The following is a 16,981-nucleotide window of genomic DNA, read 5'->3' on the forward strand; positions in this document are numbered from 1 at the left end:
AACTCGAAACTCGAAACTCGAAACTCGAAACTCGAAACTCGAAACTCGAAACTCGAAACTCGAAACTCGAATGTAGCAGGTCATCCTATAGTGTAGTTTTCAGCTGTCATACCAATCTGCATAAAGATTAAGTCAATTTTATCCAGTCTCTAGAGCATATGCTTTTAACCGTATCAGGCACTGAGATGAATTTATTCCACGCTTGCGACACCTGTTCGACTATTTCTTCGTAACCACTAAACACGCGATTAGACAGACAGTGTTGCCGTATCCAACTCCATACTTGCTCTATTGGATTTAACTCTGGCGAATAAGGTGGGAGGTTGATAAGTGAAGATATACGCACAAATACATTTACGATAGATTTGGTGTTCAATACAAACTCAATAATGACGAGCTTGCGCTATAAAGCGTTTAAATGCTTTAGAGCCATCTTACAAGGTGATAGCTTTATTTTCTCATAGGCTTTCAGTCTGGCAAGAACAAGCTCAGTTAACACTGGCGTAAACAATGCCCCCTTTTAGCGGCTAATTCAAAGCCATCTTCTTTAGAAGGTGGAGCTTTTACTTCTTTATTTGTAGAAGATATAAACCATTGGTGTATTTTTGTCCATAAACATAAATTGTACTTATGTAGCTGAGATATACTACTGGTTTCATTTAAACGAGAAGTTTAAAGGGATTATGTAGTAAACTACGGATCATTAGTGAGGTGATAAATCGAAGTTATTCACCCAGTACCCCGCATAGCACTTAATTAAGTACCCATGGTGTTATGGGTTGAAATAAAAGGTTTACATATCAAATGAGTAGAGCAGGAATACAGTGGTTCCCTGGGCATATGAATAAAGCCCGTAATGAAATTAAAGAAATCATGCCACAGATGGATGTGATCATTGAAGTGCTTGATGCGCGCATTCCTTACAGTAGTGAAAACCCGATGGTGGCTACTTTGCGTGAAGGTAAGCCGGTCATCAAAATTTTGAATAAAGCGGATTTAGCTGATCCTAAAATGACCCAGGCATGGAAGGATTACTTTGAGCAAGAAAATGGCGTAAAGGCGATTGCGTTTGGTAATGATAAAGCAGCTGAGGTTCATCGTATTAATGAGCTGTGTAAAAAGCTGGTGCCGCATAAAGTCGGTGCCGATAAGCAAATTAAAGCCATGATCATGGGTATTCCAAACGTCGGTAAGTCAACGCTAATAAATGTGTTAGCCGGTCGCATAGTCGCTAAAACTGGTAACGAACCCGCGGTTACTAAAGCACAGCAGCGTATTAAGCTTGAAGACGGTATTATGCTTTATGACACGCCGGGTATGTTATGGCCAAAAGTTGAAAACGAAAACTCAGGCTACCGTTTAGGTGCGACAGGTGCGATACGTGATACTGCGCTTGAATATGAAGAGGTGGCAAGTTATACCGCTGAGTATTTATTGCGTGCTTACCCTGAGCTTTTAAAGGTACGTTATAAAATCGATGAATTACCAGAAAATGATTGGGAGTTTGTTGAAATGGCGGGAAAAAAGCGCGGCTGTATTCGCGGTGGCAATCAAATTGATACCTATAAAATGTCGGAAATTCTCATTAATGAATTACGCGATGGCATTATAGGTCGTATCACCATGGAAACGCCTGCGATGCGTGAAGAGGAAGAAATAATGGTTGCTGAGCTTCGTGCTGCAGCTGAGGCTAAAAAAGCGGCTAAAGAAGAAGAGAAAAAACAACGTAGGGCCCGCGCTCGTAAAAATCGCCGTTAATTGTTTTATACCGGTTAGCCTATTAAAATTTAGACATGAAAAAAGCCCGTAAGGGCTTTTTTAGTTTCATATCTACCGTCACCGATATGAGCAATGTAGCAAGTAAAATAGTAGGGCGGTCACCCGTTATCAACATCAAGGGGCGTTGCGATTAATAACAGGTAACCATAGCTTTAACGTGGGCTACACGTGTTTCAGGGTCGAGAAACAAATTCAGTTTATTCCGTACAAGCCGTAGTGCTTTATCGTCTTGTTGATATTGATTATCAGTTAGATTTCAAAAAGTGTCAACACCTATTTGAAAATAATTCTCATTAAGTTTTGTTTGTTTTATTTTTCTATTAAATTTAGTCGGTTATATAAAAAGTAAATTTTTATATAGGAATTTTTGGCATAAAAAAAGCCCGTAAGGGCTTTTTAGTTTCATATCTACCGTCACCGATATGAGCAATGTAGCAAGTAAAGTAGGGCGGTTACCTGTCACCAACATCAAGGGGCGTTGCGGTTAGAAACAGGAAACCTTAGCAGTTTACGTGCGCCACACGTGTTTCAGGGTCGAGAAACAAATTCAGTTTATTCCGTACAAGTCGTTATGTTTTGCCGTCTTGTTGATATTGATTATCAGTTAGATCTAAAGAACTGTCAACACTCAATTGAAAATAATTCTCATTTATTTGTTTGTGTCTAAATAAATACAAACAAAGCAAAGACTTGGCTGTTAAAATAATTTCTCATATCAAGTAAATATTCATTAGAGATAGGTTTGTTGAATCTATCTCTGGTTGTTGCTATCTAAGCGGCGGTTTATTCGCTTAACTAGTTCTGTATCTGCTTTTCCTTCGCTGTCGACGATAAGTAAGAAATGCTCGCCTTGCTGATCAATAACTTTGATCAGCGTATTATCTAGTTGAGTTTTACCATAAGTCACCTCTATGCTAGTTATATCTTTGAAGTGCTTTAAGTTTGACTCAATTTGCCCTTGTTCATTTTGCCAGTAACTAAATATATAGTTGTCAGTAATGCCATTACCATCACTGCGAAAATCAATAAATGCATCACTATAAAAATATAAGATAGCTTCATCCAGAGGTATTAGTTGCTGACGTTTCATAAATTGCACTTGATATGGCCATAATTTATCACCTTTAACAATTGATGTGCTGGGAATCAAATAGCTCTCTTGGAGTAACCCTAAAAATAAAATAGGTGCCCACATGATGCTGATAATGATGTTTCTTACGCGCCATTTTGAATTGTATGTCAGTGCTTCAGATGAGTGATTTATATGTTGAATATAATTAACCATCGGCAGCCAAATAAATGGAATAATACACAAACCAATCGTTGCATAAGCACTAAAACGCGTTGTCGCTGTAAGCACCATAAGTAGTAACCAGATAATTAACGCCAGCGCATTTGGCATGACTTTATTCTTTTTATGGTGCTCCTGACTGTGCGCGAGGAGCTCTAAAAATAACGAGTAGAAAAAGAACAGTGCAAAAATACCGCGAGCAATTGGCATGATATGACTATTTTGTTGTATTTTAATCGCCCGCCAGTTTCGGTAGCTCCAATAGTTTATAAATAGCCCTAAGGTGAGGATACTATAAAGAATAAACTTAGCATTTGTAACAGGGTAAAACTGTGCATCACTAAATGTCGGGCGTTTTGCTGATTCAATACGCCATGCGACAATAAAAAAGAGCATCGCAAGTAGATAAACAAGTAACACTAAAATGATCCAATCATCTTCTAGCGCAAAGCCGTCAGTGGTATCCGCACTTACATATTTAACAATGCCAAACTGTGTATCGTCGATGAGTTTTGCTCGTTCGCTCAGGTAAAGTTTAATCTGAGCGGCTGGAATATGATCTTGCTTGGCATTAAATGAAAAGTTAAGTGTTAAGGTGTCTTCCACAAAGTGGGTGGTTTTTTTAAAATTAAAAAAAGCATTATCAATTTCGCTTTGCTCATTATCAAAATGCCAATTAGGCTCTAAAAACTTAACCTTAATTACGGTTTCAATATTGTTGGGGTATTTAAAATACAGCGGCGCTGTACGATTGATTTGATCGGGTTCGTAAACGCTATTTTGTATATCTGAGGCATAAAAGTCAGCTCTTAACCCTTCGTCGTCAGGTTGCCAAAAGTCATTAATAAGGTAAAACTCGTCACTTAGAAACTCGCCATTATTTGTGCTTTCAGTCACTGTCATCGGCTTATCAATGGTAATGCCTTTAAAATAGCCTTGATAATATTCAAGGTAATCTTTTGCTATTTTATCTAGCCCATTGCGTGCTAACGAACTGCGTCTATTTATTGCCTCAAACTGGCTATAAATGTAGCGAGTTTGAAATGTTGCAGCTTGCTCAGGTTCAACGGCGATGGTGTAATTATCATAGCTTTTAATTGCGACTGCATCGACAGGTGGAGTCATAGCCGTGAGACGTGATTCGGAAGGTTTAACTATTAAGGCATAACCATAATTAGGCTGTGCTAAATGTGCTAGGGTTCCGGTTTGATAGTTTATTGTTGGGTCTAGCCAATAGCGTTGCTCTGCATACTCAAGGGTAACGATGACATGATTAAACACACGAGCAGAGGCGGGCAGTTCAATCAGCCGTTTTCCCTCATCTGTGTTTACTAGGGCAGGGTAAGCTTTGATGTCCATTGCTTTTAGTAATGAAATAAGCAGAACGGTTTTGTCTTTACAGTCACCGTAGCGAAGTGCCAGAGTTTCAGAAGCTGAAGTCGGTTGATGGGAGTTTGTGCCCATTTCAAGACCTAGGTACCGAATCTCGTCTTGGCTAAATTTTAATGCGGCTGCAATACGGTCAGCAATCGCTGGGTTGTTTAGGGCTATTTCATCGGCAACCTGTGTAATAGAGGGGGTTACTTCTATTGCTGATTCATATAACGGAACTGCCCAATTTGCTACGTCTTGCCATGATTTTAACTCTGAGAAAAATACTTGTTTATAAGGACTATACCAGTGAGGAACTTGGTTTGAAGATGCAACCGTTGGCTGATTTTGCAAACTAATTTGGTAGTCATGCCCGAGCTCTAAAGGGGTGTCGGTTATATCAACTTCGCCATTGACGGTATTGATGTATAAAGGTGCGTCCTTTTGCCATAGCACGCGCATAAACTGCTGCGCCACCGGTACGGACCAGTTTAAGGTGCGAGATGCCGCAAAATGTTGATAAATGGGGTTGCGACCAGTAATAGTGTAACTGTAGTCAAGCTTATCCATCGTACGCATATCATCAACAATAATATTTAACGTTAAACTGCCGTTGTAAATGCGATTAGCTAAATCGGTTTCACGCTGCAATACCTTAAACTGCGCACTGGCTAATTTATCTATGTATTGTCCGTCACGAATAATGCCTAAGCCGTTGAGCTCCAGCGTTTGATAACTTGGATCAAAATCAATATTCAGTTGGCTGATGTAATCAATACCTGATTGATTTACAGCTTGCATAACGGTACGAGTGTAACGTTGTGAGGGTTGTTGCTCTGTGGCCTTTATTTGCGTATCGAGTAATAAATAATAAGTGCCATCTGCGATTTTGTTTGTGGGGATCTCAGTCGTGATCAATGTGCGCTGTTCTATCCAGTCTTCGGCTGGCTGTATTTGGTACTCTTGGCTTGCACTTAAAAAACTGATCATGAGTAAAAAAGCATAGAACATGCTCGTTGCTAATTGAGTCCATTTCATTATTGTTCTTCTTATTGGTAAAGTTTGAGTGTCCTTTTGGCTACAAGATTACCAAGCAAAGGAATATAAGCCAATAAAATCTAGGGGATTATATTGGCAAACAAATTATGACTTGTGTGCCTCGATCGTGTGGGTTGGCTAATAATTGTAACTGGCCAGCTTGATTACGAATGAGCTCGCGACTGATCACTAAACCTATACCTGCACCTTGGGCTTTAGTTGAGTAAAATGGCACAAAGAGGTTGTCGGGGTTGGCAATGCCTGTGCCGCTGTCAGTCAGCTCAATCACAACGCCATCATTTTGCTGTTGCCAGTTAAGTGTGGGGGGCGTGTTACCGCCCGCTTCAAAGGCATTTTTTATTAGGTTAATAAGTGCTTGCTCAAGCTGACCTAAATCGGCGGTAAAATTCACTGGCTGAGATGAGTGAATTACGAGCTCAGGGAATATTGCCTGTAGCCGTAAGTTCACTTGCTCGCTATTGATTTGCTGTTTGTTTGGTGTGGGGAGCTTTGCAAACGCGCTGTAGCTATTTACAAAATCTAATAAATGTTGCGCACGTTTTTCAATCACTTGTAGCATATCTTGGGCAAGGTCTGGGCTCGGGGTTATTTGCCCTTGTTGTTTCATGGTTTGCAGTGACTGGCTCATGGAGTAAATTGGCGTTAAGGAGTTGCGCACTTCATGATTGAGCACACGAATTAAGCGCTGCCAAATGTCTTGTTCATTTGCGCGCAGCTGTTGTTCGATTGAAAATAGTGTAAGCAGTTCGTAATTTCGCCCTGAGCGCCAAAATGTTTGTGCTGATACGATAAAGCGGCGCTTAAAACGAGACTCTTTCTCTATTTGCCAACTACCGTCGCTATAAACTAACCCTAAATCGGCGCTACTTAACCCCTCAACATTGGGGGCTGTTAAGGTGTTTAAAAATGCTTTATTGGTAAAGTAAACTTGCCCGTGAGGATCTAAAATAACAATAGGTAAATCAAGCATGCTGGCAAACTCAAACACGAACTCTTCGGTTTGCATATAGTGGCGTTTACTTTGCGCTATTTTGTTACTGAGCTTGGTAAAGTCATTTTTAAGGTTGGCGACACGCCCGCTTTGATACTGCGCTAAATGCCAGCTATTACTCTCGTTGTTAGCGAGGGCATCGAGTTGTGTACCAAAGCGCTCGATAACATCAAGGGTCAATTTGTAGCTTTTGACTACTGCAAACAGGCTTACTGCGACGACGGGGAGCATTATACTAATGCTTGCAAACCAATCGAGCTCCCACGTTATTACAAGCAAAATACACAGCATTAATACAACAAACATCACTAAGGCGGCATAACGCATTAGGCGCTGTTCGAGCGAGTGAGTGCGGGCCATTAAAAGTCTGCTTCTTTTAAATCAAGCTGATGTTTATCGATTCGTCTGTAAATCGCCGATTTACTTAAACCTAAAAACTCACCCGCGGCAACAACATTCCCATTAAATTGCGCCAGCGCTTTTTGGATCATCTGTTTTTCAAGTTCTTCCAGTGGCAGCAACGGTAATGATTCACTTGTTGCGCTGTTACTTGTATCACTACTGGGTTGTTCAAGAATTAAATCACTGGCGTCAATATTGTCGTTATCGCTCATGATCACGGCACGTTCAATACAATGGCTAAGTTCTCGGACATTGCCCGGCCACGTGTAGTTCGTAAGTGCTTTGGTCGCAGCTGCTGAAAGTGACATGCCTTCACGCTGGTATTTTTTACTGTGCGTTGCAAGTAAGTGATGGGCTAATTCTATAATGTCTTCGGGGCGCTCACGCAGTGGCGGAATATGCAGTTCAATGGTGTTGAGTCTGAACAATAAATCGCGGCGAAATTCACCCGCTTCAATGGCTTTAGCCAGCTCTGCGTTAGTGGCAGCAATAATGCGTACATCCGCTGTTTGGGTGTGGCTTGAGCCTAATACTTCAAACTCTTGGCTTTCTAGCACGCGCAGCATTTTACTTTGTAACTCTAGCGGCAGGGTGGCTATTTCATCTAAAAACAAGGTGCCGCCATTGGCTATTTCAAAACGGCCAAGGCGGTCTTTTTTGGCGTCGGTAAAGGCGCCTTTTTTGTGACCAAATAATTCGCTTTCAAATAAAGAGGGCGCAATAGCACCAATATTTACGCTCACATAGCGTTGCTCGCAGCGGTTAGAGTGTTGGTGAATATAGTTTGCGAGTAGGCTTTTACCGGTGCCATTTTCTCCGGTGATTAAAATACTGGCATCGGTTTTTGCGGCGCGTTTAGCGCGTGTTAGTAATTGTTGCATCACCGCTGAATTTGCAATGTAATCAGTACTTTTTGGCAAGTTTAGCGCCTTTAAACAGGCATTATCATGATTGCTTTTTTTCAGCGCTAGTTGCTGTTGTACAACGCTAGTTAAACGCAAGTTATTCCAAGGCTTCTCAACAAAATCAACAGCGCCTAATTGCATCGCTTTTACCGCGACATCAACACTCGCCCACGCGGTCATTACGATAACTGGAGTGGTTGAACTAATTGATTGCAGTTGCTTTAAAAATCGCAGTCCTTCTTCACCGGAAGTGGTATCGAGCCTAAAGTTCATATCGAGCAAAATAAGGCTAATTGCATTACTGTTTATAATTTCGAGGGCTTGCTCAGGGCCTTGTGCTTCAATACATTGCAAGCCAAGCTGGTTTAGCGCCACGATGGCGGCCATGCGAACATCGGCTTGGTCGTCGATTACTAAAATTGGGTCCATTTTATATGTATGATCCTGTCGTGGTGGCCCTCTTTGGGCCACCCTTATCATTATTATTCGTTACGAAGTGCGGCCATAGGTTTGGCTTTAATTAACAACAAGAGTGGCCTAAAGCAGGCGAACATTGCAATAATCAAAGTGATAAACCATGCCATTAGTTGTAAACGCACGTCTAAAATTAACCACGAAATAAGCTGCTCTTGTAACACTAAGTAACCCGCTAATACGGTTGCTAGGGCTAGAATAAAACCAATGAGTACAGGGATAACAGCTTCTTTACTCATGAGTTTAAATAGGCGTGCTTTTTTAGCCCCAAGTGCCATACGAATACCAAATTCATAACGACGCAGGCCTAAGTTATAGCTAAGTACGCCAAATATACCTATTGCTGCTAATAATAGAGTAAATAATGCCAAGGTACTACACAGTGCAACGGTTAGGTGGCTCATATACAATAAATCATCGTACTCTTGTTGTAAGTCTCTAAATTGCCATAAGGTTAGGTGACTATTGGCTTTTCTTAATAAACTTAAAACGTGCTTGCTGGTAAGCTCAACACCTTGCTCTGTTTCAATAACAAACATATAGCTGCGAGGTTGTGCAGGCCACCATATGTGTCGGCCAAATGATTCGTCGTAGTATTTAGGGTGGTTAAAATCCTCCGTTATGCCGACAATTTCAAACATTTTGTCTTCTAACCCTCTGTAGCTTTTACCGATAATATTTGTATAGTCTTGATCGGGTAGTAGCCATTTTGCGACACTGATAGATACCAATAGCTCGTTAGTTTCACCGCGAATTGCTTGCTCACTAAAGGTGCGCCCAGCGAGTATTTTTGTACCGACTAAAGCAAAATAATCAGAGCCGACCCATTGGCTTGGGAAGAAGATTGAGCTTTTACCTTCAACATCGGTCAAGCTAGTGGCATTTTGCCTTGGTGTCACAGGGCTATGGCCAAGTGCAACATCTTTAATGCCTTCGCTATTTTGTAATACTTTTTGATACTGCTTAACTTGTTCATAGCGCTCAGCTATTGTTGCATCATTATTAGTTTGAAATAACTGTGCAAAGTACAGGTTTTCAGTGTCGCTACCCAGTGGGCGATTAATGGTGTCGAGCGCTTTGCTAACAATCATAATTGAAAAGCTAACTAATAAAGCGGCCACAAACATTTGTGTGCCAATTAGTATACGCACAGTACGTCCAGACACTTGCGACACGCCGCCTTTGCCACTGTTTTGCATTTGGCTGTTTAAAGTTTTGTAGTTAACTAAACGAGCAGTGATCACTGAGAATATATACGCTAAAGCAATACACATAACTACCGCTATCAGCACCAAATTAGTATCAACAGCCAAGCTGTTCACGAGTGGCAAGCGTCCCTCGGCTAATACTTTAAAGAGCCTAATTCCCCAGATAGATAAAAACAGTGCAATACTGACCGATATGCTCATTAAAATAAGAGATTGCAGCAATATACTGTTAAATAACGTTTTACGCTTTGCACCCAGTACAGCTTGTAATGCTAATGTTTTATGTTGCGCTAGAGCCCGGGAGAAGAACAAGGTACTGACGTTTAGTACGGCAATAACGAGTAGCCCTAACGCACCAGCGAGCATCATTAAACTTAATTGGTCATTATTACCCAGCTCAACCTCGCGATACGGTGTAACAACAGGCTTTACATCAGTTATACCGCCATTATTTAGCCACTCAGATTTTATGCTATCAATTTGGGCTTTTAAGTCGGATTTTACTTGCTCGTTAGTGACGCCAGGTTTTAATACTGCAATTAGTTTTAGGTTTCTAAACGTGTTGGTCCACGGGCTTTGCCAGTTATCATTATGGAAAAACCGACGGTCAGAACTAGTTGGATACCAAACTTCAACAGAGCCTGCTTTAATCATATAGGGGGGGCTGAAATTAGCCGCTACAACACCTATTATTATATGCCCATTACCTTCATCTTCGCTGGCTGTTTTTAAGGATTTACCAATTATATCAGGGTCATTATTAAAGTGTTCTTTCCAGAACTTCTCTGAAATGACTACGCTATTATTGGCTTCCTCTATGGTTCCGCCCTTTTTAAAGCCATGTCCGAGTACAAAGGGAGTATGAAGGAGTTCAAAATATTCACCGCCTACATACAGCACATCCTCTTTAGGTTGTCCGTCTAAGTTTGAAAAAACATGTTCAGCGGCATTTATCATAAAGGTGCGCTCAAAGCTTTGATTGTTTTTAAGCCAGTGCACCATCGACTGATAACTTTGAAAGCCAACCGCATCGTAATCGTTATAGGTTAGGCTTTGCTCAACCACCACCATGCGACTTTCATCAAATACATCAAGGGGTTTTAAAAAGTAGCTATTTACTAGGCTTAGTACTACAAATAACGTCGCGAGCGTGAGCGCCAAGGTGGCTACAACGGCGGTAACAAACCCCGGTGCGTTCATCAGTGATGCCCATGCTAAGCGTAATTGGCTGCGTGTTTTAGTTAAACGACTCATGCTAAATTACCTCTGCAGTATCAGCGGGTACGGCGCTTGTATTTTCAGTATGCGCATCTTGGCGTGCTTGCGAATACGAGATGATTTCGCCATCGAGAAGTTTTAGCTGAGTTTTTGCCCGCCCTGCGTAGCGCAAATCATGGGTTACCATACAAATGGTGGTGCCTTTTTGGTTCAGTGCATCAAGTAAGTCCATCACTGCATCGCCGTTTTTAGAGTCGAGGTTACCGGTTGGCTCATCCACTAATAAAATACTGGGTTTACCGGCAAGGGCGCGAGCAATGGCAATACGCTGTTGTTGACCACCAGAGAGTTGATTGGGTTTATGTTGAGCGCGGTGCCCCATTTCAACTTCATCAAGCGCGTGTTTTACTGCACTTTGAATATCGGCTTGGCTCATAGCGGGTTCTCGATAAGTAAGCGGAAGCGCCACGTTATCAAATACCGAGAGTTCATCTATTAAATTAAATGACTGAAAAATAAAGCCAATGTGTAAATTGCGCAGCTCGGCTTGTTGGTCCATATCAAGGGTTTTAGTATCGACGTTTTTAATTAAATATTGTCCCTCGGTAGGGCTGTCGAGTAAGCCAAGTAAAGACAGCAGTGTTGATTTACCACAACCCGATGGGCCGCTAATACAAATATAATCACCTTCATTAATAGTCAGGTCGATGTTTTTTAAAGCATAGGTTTCAACATTTTGGCTGCGATAAACCTTGGCGATGTTCTTTAATGAGATAAGCGTATTGTTGTTCATAAACTTTCCTGTTCGATTTTTATAGTTGCCAAATGCTGCCATTTAGAAAGGTCTGAAATGATCAGCTGTTCGCCCACTGTAGCGCCACTTAAAAGTTGAATTTTATTATCACTGAGTGTACCAAATTCAATATCTATCGGGGCGGCTAAATGAGTGTTGGGATTAAGTTTAAAAAGCATCGCTTTTGAATGAGCTTTTGCTTTTTGCGGTAATTTAATGGTCAGTGCATTAGCAATAATGTCGCTTATAACATGGCCTTCAATGCTTAAGTCGGGGCGAGCATTAGCGGGTAATTCGCCAATAAGGTCGAGTTCAATCATTACCCGGCCATCACTAACAATAGGGTCAATTCGGGTCACTTTGGCTGCCACTTCACCTTGCTTTGAGTTGCTAAAGGTATTTACGCGAGCATCCATATTGAGTGCAATTTTTTCAGCGTCACTTTGTTTAATACTGAGCTCTGCTTTGAGGGCGCTATCAGACCCCACTACCGCTAAACGGGTCCCTGGAGTGAGGTTTTGGCCTAGTTCAACGTTGAGCTCTTGCAGCATGCCATCTATGCCCGCAGTGATTTGCAGGTCATCAAAAGCTTGCTGTTGTACCTTATAATTCAACTCAAATTGACGTAATAGTTCTTGTTGGACCTTAATTCTCTGTAAATGCATTTGCGCTAATTGCGCGAGGCGTTTTTGTTCAATCTCAACGCGCTGTTGTAGCTGTTTTACGGTGAGTAAGCTGCGTTTGTAATCAAGGCTTGAGACAATCCCTTGCTCGATTAATTGACTCTCTGCTTCGCTTTTAAGCTGGGCGCTTTCAAGCTCACTTTGTAAAAGGGTGAGGTTAGCTTCGCGCTCTAATAGCTGACTTTGTTGATTGATTTTTTGCTCGCTAAAGCTTGCTTGTTGGCGTGCAAGCTCCAGCCTTGCGACCGATAAACGCTGCGCTTGAAGCGGGTTTACTAAGCTGATAATAACCGTGTCTTTGCTAACACGCGTACCTGGATACACATGGATGGCCTCGACCATTGCAACGTCAGTATTGGTTAAATAACGTTGATATTTGGATTTCAATCGGCCAAATCCTTGCACTTTTACAATAAAATCGGCTTGGCTAACGCTGGCAATCTGTAATTGGCTGGCTGGAATTGTGTGCGGTGAGAACCATTGCACTAAGGCGAAGCTGATAAGCATAGCGCCAATGACGACTAAACCAAAAATGAGCTTTTTGGTTGAGACTGTTTTGTTACTACGTTTTAGCGTGCTGTCTATATCCATGATGTGGTTATTGATTTGTAAAATAGTTATGGAGACTAAAGCGAGTTACATGCCACATTTAATGCATTGAAAATAAAGTATATTTTCATTTTGTTTTTATTGCGGCTTCCCATTAATGGGAATATAAGAAGAAAGCGGGAAAGTAAATCGCATAGTAAAGCGGGTTATTTGTTTAGTAATTCTGTTCATTTTATTTATTTGGAAAAACAACGTTACCAGTCTACCTTTTAACTACACGTTGTATCTCTGGTAATGGGCTGCATGTAATTTTTCTTTAATTGGTTAAGTGGTATTTATGAATAGCTTATTAAATAATTTAAGTTTCCGCGCTAAGTTTGCTATCCCAGTAGTGGTTGCGCTGGTGATTTTTTCAGTTTTGTCGGGATATGTTTTATATACTTTTCATTCACAACAAAAACTTAATAACTTTATTAGTTTAGAAGTGAGAACGGTTTTAGATAACTTGGAAGATGGTTATCGTGACTTGTTTCAGGTAAAAACGGCTGGTTTGAGTATGGTGTTGGGTCAGGGGGATCTAGAAAACTACCAAGTGCAGAAACAAGAATATGAAGACAATATAGCTCGTGTTGATGCACGTTTATCTAGCCCACTTAATTTAGTGAAATTGGGTTATATCAGCAATATCAATAATGACCGTATTAACAATATTAAAGCCGATGTGGTGATCTGGGCAGATCATTACAAGCAGTTATTTGCTGATCAAACATTTGCTGCGAGCTATTTAGCATCAAATAAACAAGAGATGGAGGTAGTGCTGGGACGTATTAGAAAAAACGTGACAGCAATGCGTGATGAGATCGATGCTAAATTAGCTGATTCTCTAGTATTTAGTGAACAGCAAGAAGCTACTGCGAGCCGAGTTTTACAGGTTGGTATTATCGTTAGCTTTGTTTTATCGATAGCAGCTACTTGGCTACTATCTAAAATCATATTATCACCGATGATAAAAATGCAAAGCGCACTCGAAGATATAGCCTCAGGGGAGGGGGATTTAACGCAGCGACTGCAAATTGAATCAAACGATGAAATGGGTGCACTTGCGAAATCTTTTAATACCTTTATTAGTAAAATCCATACTACGGTATTGGCTGTGGTGAAATCCTCAGAGCAGGTGCGTAGTGAAACACAAAACTTACAAAGTATTACAGCCAGCGTGCTAAGCGAAGCGAGCAATCAACAAGTTGAGAGTGAGCAAGTTGCGGCGGCTGTAAATGAAATGAGTACCACCAGTGACAATGTCAGTCAAAATGCCAATGATGCTGCAGATGCAACGAGTGATGCGAGTAACGACGCGAATGTAGCTAAAGCAACCATAGAAGAAACAATTAATTTAATTAATGATCTAGTGGCGGAGATCACCAACTCAAGTAATGTAATAAATACGTTAGAGCAAGATGTAGCTAACATAGCAACCGTACTGGATGTGATCCGCGGCATTGCTGAACAAACGAATTTACTAGCATTAAATGCTGCCATTGAAGCGGCTCGTGCTGGTGAGCAAGGGCGTGGTTTTGCCGTGGTAGCCGATGAAGTGCGTTCGTTGGCAAGCCGTACTCAAGAAAGTACGGGCGAAATTAACGATATGATAGAAAAGCTGCAATTAGGCACTAACCAAGCTGTTACCGCTATGATGTCGAGCACTGCCAGCGGCCAGAAAACCATTGAGCATTCTCATGGTGCGGCACAATCGGTGCAACGGATCAACGATGCCGTTACTATTATTAATGACATGAACATGCAGATTGCCACAGCGGCTACTGAGCAAAGTCAAGTAAGTGAAGATGTGAACGTGAATGTACAGCGCATTGCAACCTCAAGCGCAACAATGTTAGAGCGAGTTGATCATGCTGAGCGCTCTTGCCAAGCACTATCAGAGCAGTGTGTGCAATTGGATCAATTGGTGAGTAACTTTAAAGTGTAGTCAAAGTATAAGAACGCACGTTTCAATTTATAGATTGATAGGTAGCCTATGATAAAGCTCGTTGTTTGTTGTTGCTTGTTGGTTAGTTATTCATTATTTGCTCAGTGTAATGCGACGCTGAAAATTGCGGTTGTAAACAATTCACCACCTTATAGTTACCTTCAAGGCAGCCAGTATGCAGGAGTCGACGTTGATCTAGCCCGCAAAGCATTACACGCTGTGGGAGTGTGCTTTGAGTTTGTAAAAATGCCGAATGTAGAGCGCGCAAAACGGTATTTAGCGGTGGGAAAAGTGAACATGATGATGGGCATTCAATACACGGACGCATTGAATCGCTCGGCTATTTTCTCATTGAGTTACCGAGATAATGTACAACGGCTGTTTATAAATAAAGCTGAGTTTTTAAAAAAGCGTACTCTGATTGAGTTACTACAATTGCAACCGTTAATTTTATTCGACACTGGTCAATATGCAGGTCCTGAAATTGATTACCTCCGCTTAGAACCTTCCTTTAGCGATAACTTTCAAAGTGTAGCAACGATGCCGCAGCGACTGATGATGTTGAGCCGTAACTACGGTGATATAAGCATCGAAAACGAGTTAGCTGGTCAATACTTTATTCGTGAACAACAATTAACCACTATTATAATGCACCCTTATTTAGTGCATCGTGACCCCGTTTTTTTTATTTTTAGCCGTAAAAAGCCAATTTTAACACAGGAGCAACGCCAACAGTTTGATCAGTTTTTATTGACTGAAACTGAAAAAACACCACGAAAATAGAATAACACTAATTATATCAACCTCTTATTGTGTTCATATTGGTCATGGTTTTTATGGTCAAAAAGCACGAAACGAACATCAATGAAACTTAACTTCTAAACATTTCGTTAATCAAGCGTTAACACTATGCTCGATGTTAGATAGCAGATTGCAGTAGCTCATCTAAACGACAACAAAATTATACACAGGTGTGGAGAAAATAATGAAAGCAAGTAACACACAATTGGCTTTAGCCATTGCCGCAGCACTAGCAAGTACCTCAGCATTAGCTGCCACTGATACTGAAAAATTACAACAGCAACTGGATGAGCTACAAAAAGAAGTCGACTCAATGAAAGGCAATAAAGCCTTCAACCTAGAATTTGGTGGCCGTTTACAAGTGGATTATAACCACTTTGATGGTGCTTACAACGCCGGCCCTAACCGCTCTGGTGAAGATGCCAGCGACTTTTTTGTACGTCGCGCTCGTTTATATGTTGAAAGTGAGCATGGTGACTGGGATAACAAATTGCTATTAGATTTTGCAGATAACAGTGGCGAAATCGTGATGGCACGTTTGCGTTACAGTGGTTTTGGTAATGGCTTAAAAGTGCAAGTTGGTAAATTGCGTGAAGATATCTCGTTAAACGCGTTAACCAGTTCAAAGCATATTGCCACGATTGAGCGTAGCTCACTGGCAGATAACGTATCGCCTTATTTCCAATGGGGTACATCGGTATACCAGTATTTTAAAGATAGTGGTTTTCGTTATGCACTAGGTGTTTATAAAAATGAAGCGTTCGGCGCTAATGGTAACAATAATGATGATGGCTCACTCGCACTGTCACTTACTGGTCGTTTGACGTGGCAAAAAGATCTCGATAATGGTGTTCTTCACTTAGGTAGCTGGTATTCGAAACGTGACATGGGTGGCCGTGTATTAACCGGCGCACTGGCTCGTGGCGAAGTACGCAGTACCAATACACGCTTACTTAACTATGCGGCTGGTGGTGAATTAGTTCGTTTGAATAGCTTTGAGCAAATGGGTCTTGAAGCTGCTTACCAAAACAAAGGTTTTAGCGTTGAAGCCGAATACGCAACTCGCGAGTTAGACACATTAGAAGCAAGTTCAGTTCTTAATGGTGAGCGCTTTGATGCTTACGCTGTCACGGCAAGCTACTTTCTTGATGGTTCGCAAAAAAGCTACTCGAAAGGTAGTGCGGTTTTTTCTCAACCTAAAGGTATTAAAAATGCGTGGGAATTGGTAGCACGCGTAAGTGGTGCCGATGCCACCAGTGACTTCCAGGGTACTGAAGTAACAACCTATACCGCAGGTGCAAACTATTACTACTCTTCACAAATTAAGTTTATGGCCAATGTGATCTACTCCGAAGTTGAGGGTCCTGGTGCTGTTGATCTGATTGGCGATGAAGATGATGGGTTAGGCCTTGCAGCACGTATTCAGTATTTATTTTAGGGGTAAGTTTTTATGAAACTATTTAAATCATTTAA

10 protein-coding genes and 1 pseudogene are annotated in these 16,981 nt (G+C 41.3%); 4 read left to right on the forward strand and 7 right to left on the reverse strand.

Annotated elements, in window-relative coordinates; translation table 11 throughout:
- Positions 1–127 precede the first annotated feature (127 nt).
- Positions 128–334, reverse strand: a pseudogene (locus PHAL_RS23960) (transposase); the annotation flags it as partial.
- A gap of 470 nt (positions 335–804) precedes the next feature.
- Between PHAL_RS23960 and ylqF the strand changes: the two are divergent.
- Complete coding sequence (gene ylqF / locus PHAL_RS0118425) at positions 805–1,758, forward strand: ribosome biogenesis GTPase YlqF (RefSeq protein WP_016709910.1); 954 nt, start codon at positions 805–807, stop codon at positions 1,756–1,758.
- Positions 1,759–2,530: 772 nt separating this feature from the next.
- On the opposite strand, the gene PHAL_RS0118430 is transcribed toward ylqF, so the two are convergent.
- The 6 genes from PHAL_RS0118430 to PHAL_RS0118455 all read right to left on the reverse strand — a co-directional run bounded on the left by PHAL_RS0118430 (position 2,531) and on the right by PHAL_RS0118455 (position 12,765).
- Positions 2,531–5,479: a DUF3857 domain-containing transglutaminase family protein gene (locus tag PHAL_RS0118430; protein ID WP_029216235.1), complete on the reverse strand. Its 2,949-nt coding sequence runs from the start codon at positions 5,477–5,479 to the stop codon at positions 2,531–2,533.
- 88 nt (positions 5,480–5,567) lie between these two features.
- Positions 5,568–6,851 (reverse strand): sensor histidine kinase, encoded by a 1,284-nt coding sequence (locus PHAL_RS0118435; RefSeq protein ID WP_016709912.1) that lies wholly within the window; start codon positions 6,849–6,851, stop codon positions 5,568–5,570.
- The gene (locus PHAL_RS0118440; RefSeq protein WP_016709913.1) at positions 6,851–8,227 is read right to left on the reverse strand and encodes a sigma-54-dependent transcriptional regulator; all 1,377 of its coding nucleotides are present in this window, start codon (positions 8,225–8,227) and stop codon (positions 6,851–6,853) included. Before PHAL_RS0118440 ends, PHAL_RS0118435 begins: the two co-directional genes overlap by 1 nt.
- A gap of 53 nt (positions 8,228–8,280) precedes the next feature.
- Positions 8,281–10,734, reverse strand: a complete 2,454-nt coding sequence (locus tag PHAL_RS0118445; protein WP_016709914.1) for an ABC transporter permease — start codon at positions 10,732–10,734, stop codon at positions 8,281–8,283.
- Position 10,735: 1 nt separating this feature from the next.
- Positions 10,736–11,491, reverse strand: a complete 756-nt coding sequence (locus PHAL_RS0118450; protein ID WP_016709915.1) for an ABC transporter ATP-binding protein — start codon at positions 11,489–11,491, stop codon at positions 10,736–10,738.
- A complete protein-coding gene (locus tag PHAL_RS0118455; RefSeq protein WP_016709916.1) occupies positions 11,488–12,765 on the reverse strand; it encodes an efflux RND transporter periplasmic adaptor subunit in 1,278 nt (425 codons plus the stop codon). The genes PHAL_RS0118450 and PHAL_RS0118455 overlap by 4 nt, the downstream gene beginning before the upstream one ends.
- Before the next feature lie 295 nt (positions 12,766–13,060).
- Between PHAL_RS0118455 and PHAL_RS0118460 the strand changes: the two genes are divergently transcribed.
- The 3 genes from PHAL_RS0118460 (at position 13,061) to PHAL_RS0118470 (ending at position 16,946) form a co-directional block, all read left to right on the forward strand.
- Positions 13,061–14,707 (forward strand): methyl-accepting chemotaxis protein, encoded by a 1,647-nt coding sequence (locus PHAL_RS0118460; protein WP_016709917.1) that lies wholly within the window; start codon positions 13,061–13,063, stop codon positions 14,705–14,707.
- A 48-nt stretch (positions 14,708–14,755) separates the two neighbouring features.
- Positions 14,756–15,490: a substrate-binding periplasmic protein gene (locus PHAL_RS0118465; RefSeq protein WP_016709918.1), complete on the forward strand. Its 735-nt coding sequence runs from the start codon at positions 14,756–14,758 to the stop codon at positions 15,488–15,490.
- A gap of 202 nt (positions 15,491–15,692) precedes the next feature.
- Positions 15,693–16,946 carry an OprO/OprP family phosphate-selective porin gene (locus PHAL_RS0118470; RefSeq protein ID WP_016709919.1) on the forward strand — a complete coding sequence of 418 codons (1,254 nt, stop codon included), beginning with the start codon at positions 15,693–15,695 and terminating at the stop codon, positions 16,944–16,946.
- Positions 16,947–16,981: the final 35 nt, after the last annotated feature.

The sequence above is a fragment of the Pseudoalteromonas haloplanktis ATCC 14393 genome, from assembly GCF_000238355.1.
In the GTDB taxonomy this organism is placed as follows: Bacteria; Pseudomonadota; Gammaproteobacteria; order Enterobacterales; family Alteromonadaceae; genus Pseudoalteromonas; species Pseudoalteromonas haloplanktis.